The 20,598-nt window shown below is 30.3% G+C and carries 19 protein-coding genes and 1 other annotated feature; of the genes, 17 read left to right on the top strand and 2 right to left on the bottom strand.

Annotation, left to right across the window (positions count from 1 at the left end; translation table 11 throughout):
- Nucleotides 1-101: 101 nt before the first annotated feature.
- The 15 genes from HNR33_RS21655 to HNR33_RS21725 all read left to right on the top strand — a co-directional run bounded on the left by HNR33_RS21655 (nucleotide 102) and on the right by HNR33_RS21725 (nucleotide 18,211).
- Nucleotides 102-380, top strand: a complete 279-nt coding sequence (locus HNR33_RS21655; RefSeq protein WP_429087814.1) for a hypothetical protein — start codon at nucleotides 102-104, stop codon at nucleotides 378-380.
- Between the two features lie 20 nt (nucleotides 381-400).
- Nucleotides 401-1,423 (top strand): phenylalanine--tRNA ligase subunit alpha, encoded by a 1,023-nt coding sequence (pheS, locus tag HNR33_RS21660; RefSeq protein WP_429087817.1) that lies wholly within the window; start codon nucleotides 401-403, stop codon nucleotides 1,421-1,423.
- A gap of 66 nt (nucleotides 1,424-1,489) precedes the next feature.
- Nucleotides 1,490-3,886, top strand: coding sequence for a phenylalanine--tRNA ligase subunit beta (gene pheT / locus HNR33_RS21665; RefSeq protein WP_429087819.1), 2,397 nt, complete (start codon nucleotides 1,490-1,492; stop codon nucleotides 3,884-3,886).
- A gap of 175 nt (nucleotides 3,887-4,061) precedes the next feature.
- On the top strand, nucleotides 4,062-4,604 hold the full coding sequence (locus HNR33_RS21670) for a cell division protein ZapA (protein ID WP_429087821.1): 543 nt from the start codon (nucleotides 4,062-4,064) through the stop codon (nucleotides 4,602-4,604).
- Nucleotides 4,605-4,663: 59 nt separating this feature from the next.
- A complete protein-coding gene (locus tag HNR33_RS21675; RefSeq protein ID WP_429087823.1) occupies nucleotides 4,664-5,290 on the top strand; it encodes a DUF421 domain-containing protein in 627 nt (208 codons plus the stop codon).
- Between the two features lie 54 nt (nucleotides 5,291-5,344).
- Nucleotides 5,345-7,801, top strand: a complete 2,457-nt coding sequence (locus HNR33_RS21680; RefSeq protein WP_429087826.1) for a U32 family peptidase — start codon at nucleotides 5,345-5,347, stop codon at nucleotides 7,799-7,801.
- Between the two features lie 301 nt (nucleotides 7,802-8,102).
- A complete protein-coding gene (locus tag HNR33_RS21685; RefSeq protein WP_429087829.1) occupies nucleotides 8,103-10,481 on the top strand; it encodes an endonuclease MutS2 in 2,379 nt (792 codons plus the stop codon).
- A 6-nt stretch (nucleotides 10,482-10,487) separates the two neighbouring features.
- Complete coding sequence (locus HNR33_RS21690) at nucleotides 10,488-10,937, top strand: 2-thiouracil desulfurase family protein (protein ID WP_429087832.1); 450 nt, start codon at nucleotides 10,488-10,490, stop codon at nucleotides 10,935-10,937.
- A 17-nt stretch (nucleotides 10,938-10,954) separates the two neighbouring features.
- Nucleotides 10,955-11,554, top strand: coding sequence for a GerMN domain-containing protein (locus tag HNR33_RS21695; RefSeq protein WP_429087834.1), 600 nt, complete (start codon nucleotides 10,955-10,957; stop codon nucleotides 11,552-11,554).
- A 61-nt stretch (nucleotides 11,555-11,615) separates the two neighbouring features.
- Nucleotides 11,616-11,830: a binding site (T-box leader), on the top strand.
- 46 nt (nucleotides 11,831-11,876) lie between these two features.
- Entirely contained in the window at nucleotides 11,877-13,577 is a 1,701-nt protein-coding gene (gene argS / locus HNR33_RS21700) for an arginine--tRNA ligase (protein WP_429087837.1), read from the top strand.
- A gap of 274 nt (nucleotides 13,578-13,851) precedes the next feature.
- Complete coding sequence (locus HNR33_RS21705; protein WP_429087840.1) at nucleotides 13,852-15,276, top strand: DUF4097 family beta strand repeat-containing protein; 1,425 nt, start codon at nucleotides 13,852-13,854, stop codon at nucleotides 15,274-15,276.
- Nucleotides 15,277-15,305: 29 nt separating this feature from the next.
- Entirely contained in the window at nucleotides 15,306-15,905 is a 600-nt protein-coding gene (locus HNR33_RS21710) for an RNA polymerase sigma factor (RefSeq protein ID WP_429087843.1), read from the top strand.
- Complete coding sequence (locus HNR33_RS21715; protein WP_429087846.1) at nucleotides 15,884-16,336, top strand: anti-sigma factor; 453 nt, start codon at nucleotides 15,884-15,886, stop codon at nucleotides 16,334-16,336. Before HNR33_RS21710 ends, HNR33_RS21715 begins: the two co-directional genes overlap by 22 nt.
- A 20-nt stretch (nucleotides 16,337-16,356) precedes the next feature.
- The gene (locus HNR33_RS21720; RefSeq protein ID WP_429087849.1) at nucleotides 16,357-17,067 is read left to right on the top strand and encodes an LIM domain-containing protein; all 711 of its coding nucleotides are present in this window, start codon (nucleotides 16,357-16,359) and stop codon (nucleotides 17,065-17,067) included.
- 94 nt (nucleotides 17,068-17,161) lie between these two features.
- Nucleotides 17,162-18,211 carry a hypothetical protein gene (locus tag HNR33_RS21725; protein WP_429087852.1) on the top strand — a complete coding sequence of 350 codons (1,050 nt, stop codon included), beginning with the start codon at nucleotides 17,162-17,164 and terminating at the stop codon, nucleotides 18,209-18,211.
- A gap of 50 nt (nucleotides 18,212-18,261) precedes the next feature.
- On the opposite strand, the gene HNR33_RS21730 is transcribed toward HNR33_RS21725, so the two are convergent.
- Nucleotides 18,262-18,459: a hypothetical protein gene (locus tag HNR33_RS21730; protein ID WP_429087854.1), complete on the bottom strand. Its 198-nt coding sequence runs from the start codon at nucleotides 18,457-18,459 to the stop codon at nucleotides 18,262-18,264.
- Between the two features lie 134 nt (nucleotides 18,460-18,593).
- Nucleotides 18,594-19,088, bottom strand: coding sequence for a hypothetical protein (locus HNR33_RS21735; RefSeq protein ID WP_429087857.1), 495 nt, complete (start codon nucleotides 19,086-19,088; stop codon nucleotides 18,594-18,596).
- A gap of 172 nt (nucleotides 19,089-19,260) precedes the next feature.
- Here HNR33_RS21735 and HNR33_RS21740 point away from each other — a divergent pair, with 172 nt between their 5' ends.
- Entirely contained in the window at nucleotides 19,261-19,785 is a 525-nt protein-coding gene (locus HNR33_RS21740) for an amidase domain-containing protein (RefSeq protein WP_429087859.1), read from the top strand.
- Nucleotides 19,786-19,847: 62 nt separating this feature from the next.
- The gene (locus HNR33_RS21745) at nucleotides 19,848-20,579 is read left to right on the top strand and encodes a GNAT family N-acetyltransferase (protein ID WP_429087862.1); all 732 of its coding nucleotides are present in this window, start codon (nucleotides 19,848-19,850) and stop codon (nucleotides 20,577-20,579) included.
- Nucleotides 20,580-20,598: the final 19 nt, after the last annotated feature.

Genomic DNA, 20,598 nt, shown 5'->3' on the forward strand with positions numbered 1-20,598 from the left:
TGATGAAGGAAGAATACCTTCTTCAGTTACTTAGGTATAGAAAAGGTTAAATATGTATTATCCTTAATGGCTATATCATTATTATACAAGGAGGTGTTTTATTGGAGTACTTTGTTAGTTTTATAGCTTTTTTTGCAATATATTCTTGTGCTAATATTTTAGTAGAGCCAATTAGAAAAAAATATTTAGTGAAAAAGACACCAGAAAATGCTTCTATAAAAAAGAAAAATAGTAAAAATAATAAGGACAATAAAAAGCAATCACACATAGCATCAAATAAAGAAAATAAAAGAGAAGAGATTATAGGAATATTAAAGCACTCTTTGATTGTGAGCTTTATATATGTATTTGTGATATTTATTTTAAAAAGATTTTCATAGTATAGAAAGGAGCGCATGACATGAAAGAAAATCTGATGAACATTAAAGAAAGAGCAGTATCAGAGCTTGGAAAAGTAGCTAGTCTTGAAGAGCTTGAACAAATTAGAATTAAGTATTTGGGGAAAAAGGGAGAGTTGACTCAAGTACTGAGAGGTATGGGTGGGCTATCTAAGGAAGAAAGGCCAATTGTAGGTCAAATTGCTAATGAAGTTAGGGAAGAAATTGAACAAGGACTTGAAAAAATTAAAGAAAAATTAAAAGAAGAAACAAAAAAGGTAAAATTAAATGCAGAGAGAATTGATATTTCAATTCCTGGAAAAGAGATACCTGTAGGACATAGACATCCTTTACTTTCTACAATGGAAGAATTAGAAAACATATTTATGAACATGGGATTTAGTATAGTGCAAGGGCCTGAGGTTGAAACTGTTTACAATAACTTTGATGCACTTAATTCGCCGGAAAATCATCCTTCAAGAGATCCGTCAGATACCTTCTATATAACTGAAGATATGCTTCTAAGAACTCACACTTCACCTGTACAGATAAGAGTTATGAAGCAAAATACACCTCCATTAAGAATTGTTTCAGCTGGAAGAACATTTAGATTTGATGATGTAGACGATACTCATTCTCCTATGTTTCATCAATTAGAAGGGTTGGTAGTAGACAAAAATATTACAATGGCAAATCTTAAACATACAATAGATATGTTTATCAAACAACTTTTTGGAAGTGAAATGAAGACAAGATTTAGACCTCACTACTTCCCATTTACTGAACCAAGTGCTGAAGTAGATGTTTCTTGTTTTAAGTGTAAGGGAGAAGGCTGCGAATCATGTCATGGAACTGGATGGAGTATGGAGCTATTAGGTTGTGGCATGGTACATCCTAAGGTTTTAAAGAATTGTGGGATAGACCCTGATATATATAGTGGCTTTGCGTTTGGGCTTGGAGTTGACAGAATAGCAATGGTTAAATATGGAATTAATAATATAAGATTGTTATTTGAAAATGATATGAGGTTTTTAGGTCAATTCTAACTAAAAAGCATATGGATGTGAGAAATATTTCAGGCTTTAATTCATGAGAAGAAGGAGAGGAATGTTATGCTAGTACCTGTAAAATGGTTAAAGGAATACGTAAATATTGATATAGATACAAAATTATTAGCTGATAAACTGACTATGTCAGGTTCTCATGTTGATTCTATTGAAAGTGTTAATAAGGGAGTAGAAAATGTAGTAGTAGGAAAAATACTTGAAATAACAAAACACCCTGATGCAGATAAGCTTGTTATTACTAGTATAGATGTTGGCAGCGAAAAAATACAAATAGTTACTGGTGCAAACAATATTAAGGTTGGCGACTATATTCCAGTTGCATTGTCAGGAGCTAGGCTTCCTGGTGGAGTTAAAATAAAGAAAGGCAAACTAAGAGGAGTCGAATCAAATGGAATGCTTTGCTCTGCAAATGAGCTTGGTATAGATGATAGTGTAACTCCTAAAGAGCAGAAAGACGGTATTTATATATTAGATCAAGAGTATCAATTAGGAAAAGATATTAAAGAGGTATTAGAACTTAATGGAGAGATTATTGATTTTGAAATAACACCAAATCGCCCTGATTGTCTAAGCATAATAGGCATGGCTAGAGAAACAGCTGCTACGCTAGGCAGTAGCTTAACTTATCCAAATATAGAAATAAAGAATGAAGTTGATAATATAGATGAATATGTAAAGAACATAGAAGTTAAGGATAATGACTTATGTAAAAGATATTATGCTAAAGTTGTCAAGGATATCAAGATTAGTCAATCACCTTTATGGGTTCAAAGAAGACTTATTGAAGCAGGAGTTAGACCTATCAACAATATTGTAGATATAACTAACTATGTTATGCTTGAAATGGGCCAGCCTATTCATGCTTTTGACTTAGACATGATAGAAGAAAATACAATAGTTGTAAGAAGAGCTAATGATGGTGAAAAGCTAACAACTCTTGATGGAGTAGAAAGAAGCTTAAATTCTTCAATGCTTGTAATTGCAGATGCAAATAAACCAATGGCTATTGCTGGAGTAATGGGTGGTCAAGATAGTGAAGTGACAAAGGAAACAAAGACAATACTAATTGAATCTGCAAACTTTAACGGCAGAAGTGTTAGACTGGCTTCAAGGACAGTGAGTCTAAGAACAGAAGCGTCTGCAAAATTTGAAAAAGATCTAGACCCTAATTTGTCAGAAGCTGCTTGTAATAGAGTATGCCAATTGCTTGAAAAAATCGAAGCTGGTACTGTTGTTGGAGGATGTGTAGATATATATAATGAAAGGGTAGAAGAAAGAATTATAGAATTGTCTCCAGAAAAAGTTAGTAAATTACTTGGTATTGAAATATCTATTGATAGAATGCTACAAATGTTAGATAGTCTTGAACTTAAATCAAAGTATGAGTATAATAAAATATACGCTACAATACCTACTTTTAGAAGAGATTTAGAGCTTGAAGCGGATTTAATTGAAGAAGTCGGTAGAATATATGGATTTGATAATATTAATGCACAACCTTTGATTGGAACTTTGACAAAAGGAGAAAAATCATCGCTTAGAGAGATTGAGGATAAAGTTAAATCTATATTATCAGGTATAGGATTAAATGAGATAATGACATACTCATTCGTAAGTCCAAAGACGTATGATAAAATTAATTTACCTTCAGACAGTATTAAGAGGAACTATGTAGAAATTAGAAATCCTCTAGGTGAAGATTATAGTGTGATGAGGACAACATTAATTGCAAATATGATGGATGTTTTAACTAGAAACTATAAATATGGTGTAGAAAGAGCACTAGCATATGAAATAGGAAATATATTTATTCCAAAAGAGGTTCCAGTAACAAGTCTTCCATATGAGAATAAAACTTTATGTATTGGTATATATGGAGATAGCAGTTTTTATGAGATCAAGGGTGTAGTAGAAATGTTGTTAAATAGATTAGGAATTAGCGACTATGATTACCTAAGAGAAGAGAATCATAGTACTTTTCATCCTGGAAGAACCGCTAATATAATAAAAGATAATCATGTAATAGGTATAATTGGAGAACTACATCCAGATGTATTAGAGAATTATGGAATGAAAGAAAGAGCTTATGCTGCGGAAATAGATTTTGAGCTAATAGCTTTTCTTGCAAAGTTACAAAGAAAGTACACTCCTCTTCCAAAATATCCATCTATGTCAAGAGATATAGCTTTAGTACTTGACAGAGATATTATGGTTAAAGAAATAGAAAAGATTATATGGAGTAATGGCAAAGGACTAGTTTCGGGTGTCAAGTTATTTGATGTTTATACTGGAAGTCAAATAGAGGAATCTAAGAAAAGTGTTGCATACTCTATTACTTATAGATCTATTGAAAAGACATTAACTGATGAAGAAGTAACTAAAGTTCATAATAATATATTAGAAGAACTAAAGAGCACATTGAATGCTGAATTAAGAAGCTAATTAGTGTAAGAGAGTAGGTTTTAAGCCTACTCTTTTGTTATTATTTATGATAAAGTATAATTATATAACTTGATTTATATTAATAAAAATAAACTCTTTTAGAAAATTAGAAGGAAATATTTGATATAAAAAGAATTATATAATTAAGTGATGTTCTTAAAGGAGAGTGTAGACTATGACAAATAACAAAAAAGTTATAGTTAGAATAAATGGACAAGATTTTACAGTGGTAGGCAATGAATCTGAGGAGTATGTAAAAGGAATAGCCAATTTTGTTGATGAAAATATAAAAGAAATTGTAAAAAAAAATAGTAAGCTAAGTCAATCAATGTCAGCTATTCTTGCTGCTTTTAATATAGCTGACAAGTATTATAGAAACAGTACAGAATTGAGTCAAATAAAAGAAAATGTTGTTGAACCACTTAAAGAATTAGAGAGTATCAAAGCGGAGCTTGTCGATAGTAAGACTAAGGCTGAAACACTTAAATATGAATGTGACACATATAAAGATGAACTTCTTCAATCAAAGAGAGAACTTGAACATTTACATAAGAAGCTTAGACAGTATGAACAGTCTTTAAAACTTAAAGAAGATGAACTATTAAATACTCAAAAAATGATAAATGAGTTACAAAACAAATTATTTGAAAATCAGATTGAATTAGTGCAAACAAAAAAAGAGCTTGAAGAGTCTTTAAGAATACTAGATAAGGATTAAATGAATAAAAGTGAATTACTTACGCAAAATAACCTTAAGATATTTTGCGGAGGTATATTATGCATAATCACCTTATACAAGATCCAATATATTTGATTAGGGCTATTGGTGGATACTTTGTTGCATTGATAATTGTTAGAATAATGGGCAAAAGATCTATTGGAGAGCTTGGGGCATTTGATTTTGTTCTTATGACTGGTATAGGTCACATTATGAGTTCGGTTGCGCTAGAAAGAAAGGTTCCATTCCATGATGGTGTGCTAGTACTTATAACACTAGCAGTCTTAGAAATATTTCTCTCTTACTTGACTTATAAAAGCAGAAAACTTGGGAAATTAATAGAAGGTAAGCCCACTTATCTTATAGATGAAGGCAATGTTTTAGAAAAAAATTTGAAAAAAGAAAAGATCAATATGTATGATATGAGACAAGAGCTTAGAAAATATGGGATAGATAATGAAAATGATGTAAAAAAAGCCCTTATTGAAGCATGTGGTAAATTTACTGCAGTATTAAAGGATGCTGAAGAGCCTTTGAGGAGAAAAGACTTAGGAATATATAGTGAAGGTGACAGTCCGCAGTACCTAGATAAAAGATTCGCAGAGGTAAGAAAAGAGATTGATAGATTGAATGTAAGCCTAAATAATCTTATAATAGAAGTAAGAAAGATAAGTAATAAGGAGTAGTTTTCTACTCTTTTATTTTGCACACAATTAAGAAATATATGAGGAGTTGGATTTATGAATAATAGTATTGAACTACTGTCACCTGTAGGAAGCATGGAGGCCCTCTTTGCGGCTGTAGAAAATGGCGCAAATGCTGTATATTTAGGAGGGAAGCTTTTTAATGCAAGGCAGTATGCATCAAACTTTGACTATGCTGAACTAAAAGCAGCAGTAGAATATGCACACTTAAGAAATGTAAAGGTGTATGTTACAGTAAATATATTATTAGAAGATAAAGAGCTTGAAGAAGTAATTGATTATCTTATTTTTTTATATAACATAGATGTAGATGCAGTTATAATTCAAGACTTGGGGTTATATGAAATAATCAAAGATATATTACCAGACTTTGAGGTTCATGGTAGTACACAAATGTCAATAAATAATCACATGGGCGTTAAGTTTTTAGAGGAGCTTGGATTTCAAAGAGTTGTTCTTGCAAGAGAGCTTTCAATAGATGAAATCAAGTTTATTAGCGAAAATACAGATATTGAACTAGAGGGCTTTATTCACGGTGCATTGTGTGTAAGCTATTCTGGACAGTGCTTAATGAGCAGCTTAATCGGTGGAAGAAGTGGAAATAGAGGAACATGTGCTCAACCATGTAGAATGTCATATTCAATTGTAAACATAAAGAGTGGTCAGGTGATAAATGATAGATTTAATGAAAAGTATATTTTAAGTACTAAAGATTTAAATACAATAGAGCATATTGAGGAAATTATTGATGCTGGCGTTACATCATTTAAAATTGAAGGAAGAATGAAGAAGCCAGAATATGTGGCTATTATTGTAAATAAATATAGAAAAGCACTAGATAACATAAAAGGTGACAACAGGTATGCTTTAAAGAGTAGAGATATAAAAGATATGGCACAGATGTTTAATCGCGGTTTTACAAAGGGATATATAATGAATGATTTCGGAGGAGACTTTATATCATTTGATAAACCGAATAACAGAGGTGTTAGTATTGGAAAAGTTATTAAAACTGACAAGTCATATACTTATATACAGCTAGATGATTCATTAAGTAAAGGGGATGGAGTAGAAATAGTAAACAACAATGGAGATAGTTATGGTGCGATAATAGATTTTATGTATATTGATGATAAAAAAGTTGAGCAAGGCTTTTCACAAGATATTGTAAAAATAAAGAATATTAGAGGGGTTTCTAGGGGAGCCTCTGTCAATAAAACATTTGATATCAAGCTAAATGAAGCTGCAAAAGAGACTTTCACCAAGAACAAGAATAAATTAAGTATTAATATGTCAATAAAGGTTGAGATTGATAAACCTATAGAGTTAACAATATGGGAGCAATCAAGCCGTGTTACTGTTAAAAGTGATGAATTGGCTGAAAAGGGTATAAAAATGAGCCTAAATGAGAATAAAGTAAGGTCGCAGATGGAGAAATTAGGTGATACACCATATTTACTATCAGGTATAGAAATAAAATTAGATGAAAACGTAATGGCACCAATGAGTGTATTAAATAAACTGCGTAGAAAAGGTATTGAAGAACTAAACAAAAAAAGAGGGAATTTCAATAAGAGAGTAGAAATAAATAGAAATGATTTGGTTTCAAAGATAGATCAGGTTTTTGATTTCCCAGGAAATCAAGTAAAAGACTCAAATAAGATTAGCGTTAAGGTTAGTAATATAGAGCAATTTAACCAGCTAGACATAAACAAGCTTGACAGAGCTTATCTGGGATTCACTGGTGGACTTGAAGAATGCATTAAACAATTAAAAAGCCATAATAAAGAAGTATATATTGCTACTGAAAGGATTATTGGAAATGATGAATTTGATGGATTATCAAGAGTATTAGACAGAAATGTATCAGATGTTGATGGAATAAGTATTTCAAACATAGGAACATTAAAGTTTGTTAAAGACAGATATGATAAGAAAATTCACTGCGACAATGGAATGAATTTATTTAATAGCTTTGCGATAAAGTTACTTTCTAATTACGGTATTGAAAGTTTGACACTGTCTTCTGAACTTACGCTTGGTCAGATTTCTAATATCTGTGGCAATAACAATATTATACATGAAGCCATAGGATATGGATATTTGCCTGTTATGCTTACTAAGCATTGTCCATTATCTCTAGTTAAAGGCTGTAAAGATAGCAGTGGTTGTTCTACTTGTAAATTTAATAGTGGATTTGGGTTATTTGATAGGAAGGGCATGACATTTGAGATAGCTAGAAAAGGAAAGACTACAACTATTTATAACAGTCAGCCTTTAATGATACCTGACTATATTGATAAGCTATATTCAAATAATGTGAATATGGTTAGACTTGACTTTACCGTAGAAAAAGAAATACGAGATATTCAAACGGTTTATTATGATTATGCCAATAAAATTATTGATAAAGATGAGGTGTTAAACTTCTTAGATTATTACAAACAAAAAGTTGCAATTACTAAAGGACACTATTTTAGAGGAGTTATATAGATAAGAAATATAAGAATCTGAGTAAAAAAGAACATTTATGGGATGAAGATTTTGAGAAAACTATAAGCTTATCAACTAAAAAATCTTAAAATTTGCAAACTCGCTCCCCAAAACATTATGCTCAAACATGCAAATTTATTAACAGATTTTTTACCTACTTTCACCTAGTTTTCTTAACAAAATCTCATAAGCATTCTCTTATCTTTTTTACTCAAATTCAACTTATTTTTTATTTTAAATTTGTTATCTATATAAATAAATGTATTTATGTGGATTGCACTCAGAGTTAGGAGGGAATACAATGAATGAAAAGACCTTAAGGGTGCTTGAGTATAGTAAGATTATTCAAATGCTTATAAATAAAACAGAATCTTCGCTAGGCAAACAGTTGGCGGAGAACTTAAAACCATCGCTAAATATTGATAAGGTTGAGTATCTTCAGAATGAAACTGATGAAGGCGTTAGCATTATTATTAAAAGAGGAAGTCCACCTTTAGGTGGAATACATGATATATTAAGTGAAATAAGAAGAGCTGAAATAGGTGCTACATTAACTCCAGGAGCTTTAATAAGAGTAGCTGACACATTAAGGGCTGCTAGAAGAATAAAAGGGTTTTTAAATCAAGAAAAAGAGGACAGAGATTCAAAATATCCTATTTTAGAAAACATGATAGGAAGTCTAAATGCTTATAAAACTATTGAAGATAGCATATTTAATTCCATAATAAGTGAAGAGGAGATATCTGATAATGCAAGTTCTTTGCTAAAAAGCATTAGAAAACAGATACAAACAAAAAATGACTCCATAAGAAGCAAATTGAATTCAATAATTAGTTCTTCAACAAATAAGAAATATTTACAGGATGCGATTATAACAATTAGAGAAGATAGATTTGTTGTACCAGTTAAGCAGGAATATAGAGGGAATTTCCCTGGATTAGTACACGATCAATCATCAAGTGGTGCCACTCTGTTCATAGAACCTATTGCAATTGTTGAGCTTAATAATAATCTTAAAGAGTTAAAACTCAAAGAAAAAGCTGAGATTGAAAGAATATTAGCAGAGTTAACTGAAAAAGTAGCTGTAGAAAGTGAAGGAATAAGAGAGAATCAAAGCACTCTAGCCCAGTTAGACTTTATATTTGCAAAAAGTAAATTATCTCTTGATATGAAGGGAATAAAGCCCACTCTTAATAACAATGGATATATAAACATTAAGAAGGGAAGGCATCCACTTTTAAAGGTTAATAATGTAGTGCCGATTAATATTTATCTTGGTGAGAAATTTAATACTTTAGTTATTACAGGACCTAATACAGGTGGCAAAACTGTTACGTTAAAAACTGTTGGTCTTTTAACAATTATGGCTCAATCAGGACTACAGGTTCCAGCTGATTATGGAACAAAAATGGCTGTATTTTCAAATGTTTTTGCAGATATAGGAGATGAACAAAGCATTGAGCAAAGCTTGAGTACATTTTCTTCACATATGACCAATATAGTAGATATACTTAATAATGTTGAGGAAAATAGTCTTGTATTATTTGATGAACTTGGTGCAGGTACTGACCCAACGGAAGGCGCTGCTCTAGCTATGTCAATACTTGACTATTTGCATGGAAGAGGTATTAGAACAGTTGCTACGACTCATTATAGTGAATTAAAGGTGTATGCACTTACAACCGAAGGAATTGAAAATGCTTCAGTAGAATTTAATGTTGAAACATTAAGTCCAACTTATAGATTGTTAATTGGAGTCCCTGGTAAGTCTAATGCATTTGAAATATCTAAAAGACTTGGATTACAAGATTTTGTTATTGATTATGCAAGAAACTTAATTTCTAAAGAAAATATTGAGTTTGAAGATGTACTTGCAAGTATAGAAAGAGATAGAAGAGAAAGTGAACAAAATAGACAAGAGACTGAGGCGTTAAAGAAAGAAATAGACAAGCTAAAGGATGAGCTGCTTCAAAAGAAGAATAAAATTGATGAAATGAAACAAGAAGTAATGAGGGAAGCAAAGAAAGAAGCAAGGAAAATATTAAAAGATGCTAAAGAAGAATCTGATAAAATTATTAGTGAATTAAGGGATTTATCTATTGAAATAGAAAAAGAAAAGAATAAAAAAATCCAAGAAGCAAAGGATAAACTAAAGTCAAAGCTTGAAAGCGTTGAAGGTGAACTTATAGAAAACATAATAGTTAAGAAAAATGCAAAGCCTCCTAAAAATCTTAGACCTGGAGAAAATGTTACTATACTTTCACTTAATCAAACAGGAATAGTTTTAAGTTCTCCAGATGATGAAGGCAATGTAATGATACAAGTAGGGATTATGAAAATTAATGTTCATATTTCAACTATTGCTAGAGCGTCAGAAAAAGAAAAATCAGAACTTAAATCTGGAACAAAATCTATAATGAAATCTAAAGCTTCATCAATTAAAAATGAAATAGATCTAAGAGGTATGAGTTTAGAAGAGGCTATACTGGATGTAGATAAATATTTAGATGATGCATATATAGCAGGCTTAAAGAGTGTATTTATTATACATGGTAAAGGAACTGGAATATTAAGAGAAGGAATAGGACAGCTCTTAAAGAGTCATAAACATGTTAAAACCTTTAGATTAGGAAACTATGGTGAAGGTGGTACAGGGGTAACTGTTGTAGAATTAAAGTAAAGGATGATGAAATTGTATATAGTTAGTGCGTGCTTGGCTGGAGTTAACTGCAAATACAGTGGTGGTAATAATTTAGATGACAGGATTGTTAATCTAATAAAACAAGGTAAAGCAATACTGGTATGCCCTGAGCAGTTAGGAGGATTAACTACACCTAGACAGCCAAGCGAAATAAAAATTGATAAAGATGGTCAAATGAGGGTAATAAATGATAAAGGCGAAGATGTAACAGATGGATTTGTTAAAGGTGCTAAAGAAACACTAAATATTGCTAAATTGTATAATTCTAAGATAGCAATATTGAAATCTGGAAGTCCTTCGTGTGGATATGGCTGGATATACGATGGTTCTTTTACTAAGACAAAAATTAAAGGAGAGGGACTAACAGCAGATATTTTATCCCAAAATGGAGTTAAGGTCTATAACGAAGATAACCTTCCAGAAGAAATACTATAACCTAAGGGGGTATTATGGTGAAAAGAATTTTGATTTTATTAATGATTGCATTATTAATGTTTTCTCTACTTGCTGGTTGTAATAAGGACAAGCAGGGGGAAGGATCAATAGGTGATGTAGCAGGAGCTGATAATAACGATAAGGAGCAGCAGAAAGAAAGCGATACTTCTGAAAACCAAGATATACAATATATTGATTATGTATTATATCTAAAGCATGATAAACTACCTTATATATTTGGAGAAAGATTTGAGATAGCTTCAAACGATTCTATGTTAAAAGACAAGTCTATAGAGGAGATTGCGTTAGAGCGACTAATTAGCTATCAACAAGTAGAAAGCTTCATTACACCTATACCAAAGGATACAAAATTATTAGGAGTAGAAAAAAAGGATAACAAGGTATATGTAGATTTATCAAAAGAGTTTGCTGATAATATGAAAAAAAATGAGGCTGAAACTAAAATTGCAATTGCATCTATAGTAAATACGTTAACTTTTTTCCCTGAAAATGAAGAAGTAATAATTACAATAAATGGTGAAGCAATGAAAAAGCTTAATGGTGTTGAAATGGATAAAGGATTTAAGTTTAGTAGTGAATTTATTCCTGATAAATAATGAATAAATATCTGTTGAAGAGGAAAATATTATATGATACAATGTTTATTCAATAATAAATTGAAATTTGACGAAAAGAAGAGTAAGATATGTTTACTGTCTAAGCGAGTCAGGGACGGTGTAAGCCTGATACATTGATCTATCTGAAGAGAATCTTGGAAAAGCTGCCTGAAACTGAGTAAGGCTTGACGGTTCCCTACGTTAAAGGGTTTGAGTGGGTATGATTATTATCATGCCAATTAGAGTGGTAACACGGGTAAAAATCTCGTCTCTTTATTGAGATGGGATTTTTTTATTTAGATAGGAACAGGAGGCGTGAAATATGATTGATTTTAAAAAAAAGATTGCTGGACTTGTTAGTAGTAAAGTAGATGGATTAAATGAAAGTGATGTTGAAGAATTAATAGAGATACCACCAAGCTTTGACTTAGGTGATTATGCGATGCCATGTTTTAGGCTAGCAAAAGCATTTAGAAAATCACCTAATATCATAGCACAGGAAATAGCTGAAAGTATGCAGCAAAATGAGTATTTTGAAAGAATCGAAAATGTAGGACCTTATGTAAATTTTTTTGTTGATAAAAAACAACTTGCTCAAACAGTACTTGAAGAAGTTGTAGCTCGAAAAGAAAAATTTGGTTCTTCTGATGTTGGCAAAGGAAGAAATGTTATTGTAGAGTTTTCATCACCTAACATAGCTAAGCCTTTCCACATAGGCCATATTAGAACTACTGTTATTGGTCAATCGCTATATAAAATATATAAATTTTTAGGCTTCAACGCTATAGCTATAAACCATCTAGGTGACTATGGAACTCAATTTGGTAAGCTGATAGTAGCATTTAAAGCTTGGGGAGATCAACAGATAGTTGAATCAGATCCAATTCCAGAATTGCTAAAGCTATATATAAAATTCCATGAAGAAGCAGAAGAAGATGATAAACTCGAAGATGAAGCAAGAATGTGGTTTAAAAAACTTGAAGATGGAGATAAAGAAGCAACTAACTTATGGCAATGGATAAGAGAAGTTAGTTTAAAAGAGTTTAGTAGAGTATATAACATGCTTAATATTGAGTTTGATTCTTTTGCTGGAGAGAGTTTCTATTCTGATAAAATGCCAAGAGTTGTCAAGATGATGGAAGACAAAGGTATATTAACAGAATCTAGAGGAGCGCAAATAGTTGATTTAGAAGATTATGGAATGCCTCCTGCGTTGATTAAAAAGAGTGATGGTTCAACCCTATATATAACGAGAGATATAGCAGCTGCAATATACAGAAAAGAAACATATGACTTTTACAAGAATATTTACGTGGTAGGTTCACAACAAAATTTACACTTCAAGCAGTGGTTTAAGGTATTAGAACTTATGGGATATGATTGGGTTAAAGATTGTGTTCATGTTCCATTTGGAATGGTAAGTCTAGAAGAAGGAACTATGTCTACTAGAAAAGGAAGAGTTGTATTCTTAGAAGATGTGTTAAAAAATGCAGTAGAAAAAACAAAGGAAATAATAAGTGAAAAGAATCCAAATTTAGAAAATAAGGATGAAGTGGCAAAACAAGTTGGTATTGGAGCAGTAATATTCCAAGAATTATTTAATAGTCGTATAAAAGATTATACTTTCTCGTGGGATAGAACTCTTGCGTTTGAAGGTGAGACTGGGCCATATGTACAGTATACTAATGCAAGGATAAATAGTATTCTCAATAGAGCTCAATATGAAATAACAACAGATGTTGATTATTCAATAATAATAAATGAAGAATCAGTAAATATTATTAGATTGATACAAGGATTTGAAAAAGTAGTTTTAGATGCAATGGAAAAAAATGAACCATCTTTTATAGCAAGGCATATAGTAGATGTTGCACAAGCATTTAATAAGTTTTATCATGAATGTCCTATAATTGTAGAAGATGAAAAAGTTCAGAAAGCAAGATTATTAGTTGTTGATTCAGTTGGAACAGTATTAAAAACTGGTCTCGGATTGTTAGGAATTGAAGCTCCTCAAAAAATGTGAAAAAACTATGCAATAATCTGTCGAAGTATTTACAAAAATTTAAAAATAATCTATAATAATAGTATAATATGTCGGATTGTATAATTCGACTAAATCAATAAACATCCCCCCCGGGAAATTGTTTATTAAGGCATCTATATGATGCCTATTTTTTTTGTGTGGGAATATCTATGAATATAAAATATTTTGAAGGGTTTGCACATATACTTTCGTCTATACTGATATATGAAACATATTAGAAAGACTTAATAATCAGGTTCAGGGAGGGAAAATTGTGAAAAAGAAAAAATTAGGAGTTATAACATTAGCTATAACGCTTATTTCATTAGGAGTTTTGCTTTTACTAAATAATTTTATTGATATTGATATTTTTAATATTTTTTCTATAATATGGCCATGTATAATAATACTGTTTGGATTAGAAATAATCATAATTAGACTGATTTATAAGAAGAAAAATGAGGATGTAAATATTTCTATTGACACTATTAGTATTGTATTGTTGATAGTAATTATTATATCATCTTCAGTTACTGCAAGTGTCAATATGGCTTTTTCAGGATTTAGTTTATTTAAAGATGGAATTCGCATATCACATAATTTCAATGTATTCTACAAATATGACTCAAAATTTACAAAAGATTATATTTTAGAGAGTAGCGGGAAAGATGGTATAGATGTTACTAACTCTTTTGGAAATGTAGAAGTTTATAGCTCTAGTAGTGATAAAGTAGAAATTAACGCAGAAATTAACTTCAAGCATAATGACGAAAAATTAGCTGAAGAAATATCTAACAAAATTATAAATATTGATGATTCTGATAGAACTATAAGAATAGTTTCAAATATAGATCGACTTCAACAAGAAAGAGATAAAATAGGAGATATAAGTGTTAGTTATTATATAAAAGTTCCTAAAAGTATGATGGTAGATGTGGAGAATAAGTTTGGAAATGTTACCATAGATGGTATAGATAAAGATGCTAATATTTTGAATTCACACGGCAATGTGGAAGCTAGATCCTTAGGTGGCAAATTGTCAGTAGAAAACTCATTTGGTAATGTTGATACTGATAAAATTAATGAAAATGTGATAGTAAATAATAAACATGGAAATATAAATATAGATAATATTGAAGGTGATTTAACTTTAAGAAATGCATTTGGTAATATAGAAGCTATGAATATCAATGGAAGTGTTGAAATAGAAAATTCACACGATAGTATTTTGGTACAAAAAGTGTCTAAAGATGTGAAAATAAAAGGTAAATATGGTAATATTGAAACTAAGAATGTAAAAGGTAAATTAACTATCGAAAATAGTAATGGGAATATAACAGTAGATAAGATAGATGATGAAGTTAATGTGGCTAATAGATTTGGAAATACAGATATCTCAGAAGTAAGTAAATCTCTAAGAATAGTATCTAAGAATGGGAACATAAACTATAGTACAAGTCATCCGATTGAAAAAGGAATAGATATCGACAATGAGTTTGGAGATATAAATATTGATTTGCCATCTACTCAGAAAGGTAGTTTTAATATTGTTACTGAATATGGTAATATAAGTGATAGATTTGGGTTTGCAATAAAAGAAAGCATAAATGAGCAAAGAATTAATGAAAGTAATGGGAATAATGGAGTTAAAATCGATGTTAGAGATAGAAATGGGGATATTAAGATACTAGCAAATTAAGGCTTGGTTGCCCAGGGTGGTGTTTTTAGTTGAATGAAGATCAAATAGTTTCTGAATTAAAAAATGGCAATAAGGCTATCTTTCCGTATATAGTGGATTTATTTAAAAATAGAGTTTTTGGCATGACATATAAATTTACTAATGATTATGATGAATCTCAAGACTTATCACAGGAAATTTTTCTGAAAATATATAAAGAAATTGGCAAATTTCGATTTGAAAGTAAGCTTTCAACTTGGATATATAGAATATCACTAAATGCGTGTCTTGATTGGAAAAGAAAGAATAGCAAGATTATAAACATAAATATTTCAAGTATAAGTAGTGAGTCAAAAAATGATTCATCATTTGAGATTCGGGACAATAGCCCTTTACCTGAAGATATGATAATATCCAATGAAAATCAAAGAGAGGTTCATGAGTTAGTTTACAAGCTACCTGATAACTATAAATCGGTTATTATAATGTACCATTTTAATAATATGTCTTATCAAGAAATTGCATTTGCATTGGATATACCAGAAAGGACAGTAGAGACAAGACTTTACAGAGCTAGGAGAATGTTAAAAGAAGAAGTTATAAAGCTGAGTGATAGGAGTGGGTATAAATGGACTGTAAAGAAGTTATAAAAAATATGGATAAATATTTTGAAAGCAGGCTGACTGATATAGAAGTCCATAATATCAAAAAACATCTAGATAAATGCAATGTCTGTAGAGTAGAATATGAAGATACAAGTTACTTTTTTGATGCTATGGCTAAGCATCAGCCAATATTTCCACCAGTTGATTTTACAGATAAAGTATTAAATAAAATAGCTAATTATGAAAAAGTGATAAAATTCAGACAGGCAGCATTAAAAACTTGGGGTATTAGCTTTGTTGCAGCAGGTATGATGTTTATACTATGTAACATTGCTGATTATAATCCAATAAATCTTACAAATGGATTGTTTAGAGGAGCACTTGAAATTAATCAAATTGTAACAAATCCACTAACCAAGATGTCACAAAGCTTAAAATATTTCACAGACTACCTTGGTGTTCAAAGCGTTAAATAACATATTAAGGAGGGTAACTAATGAATTGCGTATATCATAATGATTCAGAAGCAAATTTTATTTGTTCAGAATGTGGCTCGAATATATGTAAAGAATGTGCGGTGAATAATAATGGGAGAATTGTATGTCTTAAATGTGCTAAAAAGAACGAAATACCTATTATTAAGAATACTGCTAACAATGGCTTTCAACAACATAATAATATCAAAACAGACAATAACAAAATGAATAATGCTAATAGTACTCAGAAAAAATATAGTTCGTTTTGGGCAACTGTTTTTTCTTTTATTCCAGGTGCAGGGCATATGTATTTAGGTATTATGAACAGGGGACTTCAATTAATGCTTGTATTCTTTGGAGTTATTGCAGTCACTAACCTATTTTACTCTGCAGACTTTCTTATGGTATTTACAGTTATAGTTTGGTTTTACAGCTTTTTTGACTGTTATCATATTAGAAAGAAAATAGACCAAGGAGAAATTGTTGAAAATGAGCCTGTTTTTAATCTTGATCTTAATAAAATAAACATGAAGCATGTTGGAATAGGGCTTGTTTCTTTAGGAGGATTAATACTTTTCGATGAAATGCTTAGTCAATTAATGTATATGTCCAATAGAATTTCAGTAAACCCAGAAGTGATTCGGATATTTAGGAATGCGGTATTTCCAGTTGTTTTAATAGTTATTGGAGCAATAATACTAAGAAAAGCTAAGGAAAATATTAGTGCATAAAAAGCTAGAGCTCTTTAACGGGCTGCTAGCTTTATCTTTTTTAAACTATCAAAGTTTGCTATACTAGATATAGCTAGATTTGAGGAGTGTTTTTATGATAGATAATTCTTTAAAAAACTTTATAATGAACGGGTGCTATGGTGAGGTAAAAAGGTATAATAGGAATATGCAACTCTATTCTTTTGGAGATGAAGAATATGCCACAGGACAATGGACCTATGTAGTAGAGTTAATGATAATAACAGCTAAATCGTTAATTCCATCGATGGATAAGTGTGGTACAATTATTGACTATAATAGATTTAATGAAGAGCTTAAGCTTTGGACATATTATAGACATGGAAAGAGTGAGCTGCTTTTAAATGCTGCATGTTCAAAAAATGATGAAAACTATTGGACAAATATAGATGATAGCATCAATAGTAGAATAGTTCCCATTGTTGCAGCAAATGAATGTTGGGATGTAATAATTGACGAGGTTATTACGAATGTTTTATTTACTTCTGGAAATATAAACACATTATTAGAAAGCATAATGCTATCAAAATTATTATATTTGCTGTTTGAAAGTAACAATAGAACTCCAGAAGATATAATATCTCATTTAAAGGAAGAAATTATTAGATTATCACAAAAACAATTTTTAATTGAGTATCAAGAATTTTTTAGACTTCCAATTGAGAAATATAGTGGAAATTATTCTATTGATTTTGAAAGAAATAGAATTGATATTATTAGTCTATTAAATGGCGTAGCAAATAAAGATAAATATTATACTTTGTCTAACTGTCTAGATATTATTAATAGAGCTATAGATATGGATGATAGACAAAGCTTTTTTATTAATGGAATAAATGGACTGATATTAAATACTGTAGAGAGTAATGAAATAAAAGATAGAGAGTTTATTCAAAGTCTATGTAGTTATTTGATAAAGCTTAGAAAAGGGAGAATTGCATCTGAAAGACTTACAAAAAGTAGCTATAATAATGTAGATATATTTAGTTATAGTAAAGGTGATGTATTTGTACATCCATTGCTAAATAAATGCATGGTTGTAAATAGAAGAGAAAAAAGTAATATGATAATAAGCTATATTAACAGTAAGTCCGGAATATATAGATTTTTGAAAAGAAAGAAATAGTGTTGTTGTGCAAAAATAAATAAGCGACCGACTAATCGGTCGCTGTTTAATCATTCTTTACTAAGATAATTAATAAATTCATCTTCAGTGCTATCTGCAAGCTCACTTAATTCTCTAATAATGTTGTTTTTCAGATTAATAAATGTGTTTATATTTGTGTTCTTACCCGTATATTCTAGGGCTTCTAAAATCATTAGCATGTCTTGTTTTGAAATCTCTGCAATTGATATTTTTTCAAACTCTTGCATATTTACATATCTCCTTCCTCTAGCACAGTTGTTTTAATACTAATTCTATATAAAAACATAAATACCTTCATATATTTTCAAAAAACTATAAAATTCAACAAAATGTAATCATTGAATAAAAAAGACCTATATAACTATAGGTCTTCTAAATTATTAGGGTCTTTGTAGTGGTAAACTCTTTCACTACGGTTCTTTACGTCTTTTAGTAATTCTTTTACCTCAGAAATTTTCTGTTTGATATTATTAACATCATGCTTAGATATATTGTAATAGAGGAATAAATCCTCAAATGATTTAACTGTTTTAGAAATGTTTTTATCGATGTCTATAAAATCGTCAAAATTGTTACTAAGCTTTGCATTTTTAAACTGATCAATATCTACTTTAATTAAGTCTACAACCATTTCTTCAGTTTCCAAGTTGCCAGCAGAAACCATATAAGGTTTAATTCGATCTAAATAATATGTATTGTCTTGGTTTATATGATACATGTACTCAATTTTTAAATCACCACATTCATATACTACATAGAACATAACTCCTTGAATAGATACGACCTTACAATCGAGTTCTTCAAGCTTGCTTATATTCATCTGATGTCTAATCTGTCTCATAGTCATATATGACATTAACAAACCCCCATTTACCATTTATTCTTACATTATAACATAATTTACTAAAGTATTATATTTTTTTTATTTCCTTAGTGATTATAAATTATTAGAGCTACTAATTATGAGTTTTTAGAGAAGTAACTTAAAACTATAATAAAAAATATAATGTAATAAAGGAGGTGGTGATATGAATAAAAATTTTAAAAAATTGAAGACTGGTATATATCCTTATAACAGAGAATCTGCTTATATCTATGCAAAGAGATGGGCTCTTGATAGAAATTCTAAATACTATGATTTTGAGAACATAGGAGGTGACTGTACTAACTTTGCATCACAGGTAATACATGCAGGGGGATGCCCAATGAATGATGCTAAGTGGACAGGGTGGTATTACTATAACTTGAAAAATAGAGCACCAGCATGGACCAGTGTAGAACATTTGTTTCAGTACCTAACTACTAATAATGGAAGAGGTCCTATATCAGTAGTATCAAATATAAATGAGATCGAAATAGGAGACATCATCCAGCTAAATTTTGGATTTGACGAGAAGTTTGATCACTCTCCAGTCGTAGTTAGAATTAAAGAGCCTAGAAAGCCAGAAAACATATTTATAGCGGCACATACCTATGATAGATTTGATTATCCCTTATCAAACTACAATTATGTAGATATAAGATTTATTCATATTTTAGGATATAAATTTTAAAATGCCATTTTAAGGGCATTTTTTTGATATAATAGATTATATGTAGTGTTGGGGGTGGAATCTTGATTAAAATTAATGACCTTAATTGTATCAATGCTTTAATTGAAAAAGATAATATTGCAACGCTGAATATTAAAGGTAGAATAAAGTATATGGACAATTGTGTCATATTTGCTGATAATTCAAAATGTCCAAATTCAATAATTGTTAATTCAGGGCATTGGAGTACACCATTCGCTTCTGATGATGACGTTATGTTTGATATGCTTAAGAAAATGAATTTTAAGGAGGCTGGTTTTTCTGGTGTTTTAATAAAATACTATGATATGATTAAGGAAATATATAATATAAAATGGGAAGATCGATGTTTTCTTTATTATATGTGCCCAGAAAATTTGAACGTTTCAAAAATTAAGCATAAAGTGAGTAATCTTCAATTAGATGATGCAGTACATGTTAATGAGAACTATACATATAAAGGAAAAAACTCACTTGAAGTAATTAAAAGATGTATAAGTGAAAGAGCATCATCAGCTGTATTTAGTATTGATGGTGACCCAATATCATGGGTACTGATTAAGGATGATGGTTCAATGGGAATAATGTATACTAAAGAAAAAAATAGAGGAAATGGATTAGCTTCTTCTGTTAGTATTAATTTAGCAAAAAGGATAATAGATGCTGGAGATATACCATTTATTCATATTAACATTAATAATAAGGCATCCATTGCTTTAGCTGAGTCCATAGGTTTTAAAAAATATGGAGAAGTTATGTGGTTTGGAGTAAAATAATATTATGTTGGTTATAATG

This window comes from Brassicibacter mesophilus, from assembly GCF_050433385.1.
GTDB classification, from domain to species: Bacteria; Bacillota; Clostridia; order Tissierellales; family Proteiniboraceae; genus Brassicibacter; species Brassicibacter mesophilus.

Bases quoted from the DNA above. Each gene is read 5' to 3' on its own strand.
- HNR33_RS21740 (WP_429087859.1), top strand. From the start codon at position 19,261: ATGAATAAAAATTTTAAAAAATTGAAGACTGGTATATATCCTTATAAC.
- HNR33_RS21720 (WP_429087849.1), top strand. From the start codon at position 16,357: ATGAATTGCGTATATCATAATGATTCAGAAGCAAATTTTATTTGTTCA.
- pheT (WP_429087819.1), top strand. From the start codon at position 1,490: ATGCTAGTACCTGTAAAATGGTTAAAGGAATACGTAAATATTGATATA.
- HNR33_RS21670 (WP_429087821.1), top strand. From the start codon at position 4,062: ATGACAAATAACAAAAAAGTTATAGTTAGAATAAATGGACAAGATTTT.
- pheS (WP_429087817.1), top strand. From the start codon at position 401: ATGAAAGAAAATCTGATGAACATTAAAGAAAGAGCAGTATCAGAGCTT.
- HNR33_RS21715 (WP_429087846.1), top strand. From the start codon at position 15,884: ATGGACTGTAAAGAAGTTATAAAAAATATGGATAAATATTTTGAAAGC.
- HNR33_RS21725 (WP_429087852.1), top strand. From the start codon at position 17,162: ATGATAGATAATTCTTTAAAAAACTTTATAATGAACGGGTGCTATGGT.
- HNR33_RS21730 (WP_429087854.1), bottom strand. From the start codon at position 18,459: ATGCAAGAGTTTGAAAAAATATCAATTGCAGAGATTTCAAAACAAGAC.
- HNR33_RS21690 (WP_429087832.1), top strand. From the start codon at position 10,488: ATGAAATTGTATATAGTTAGTGCGTGCTTGGCTGGAGTTAACTGCAAA.
- HNR33_RS21680 (WP_429087826.1), top strand. From the start codon at position 5,345: ATGAATAATAGTATTGAACTACTGTCACCTGTAGGAAGCATGGAGGCC.
- HNR33_RS21675 (WP_429087823.1), top strand. From the start codon at position 4,664: ATGCATAATCACCTTATACAAGATCCAATATATTTGATTAGGGCTATT.
- HNR33_RS21735 (WP_429087857.1), bottom strand. From the start codon at position 19,088: ATGTCATATATGACTATGAGACAGATTAGACATCAGATGAATATAAGC.
- argS (WP_429087837.1), top strand. From the start codon at position 11,877: ATGATTGATTTTAAAAAAAAGATTGCTGGACTTGTTAGTAGTAAAGTA.
- HNR33_RS21685 (WP_429087829.1), top strand. From the start codon at position 8,103: ATGAATGAAAAGACCTTAAGGGTGCTTGAGTATAGTAAGATTATTCAA.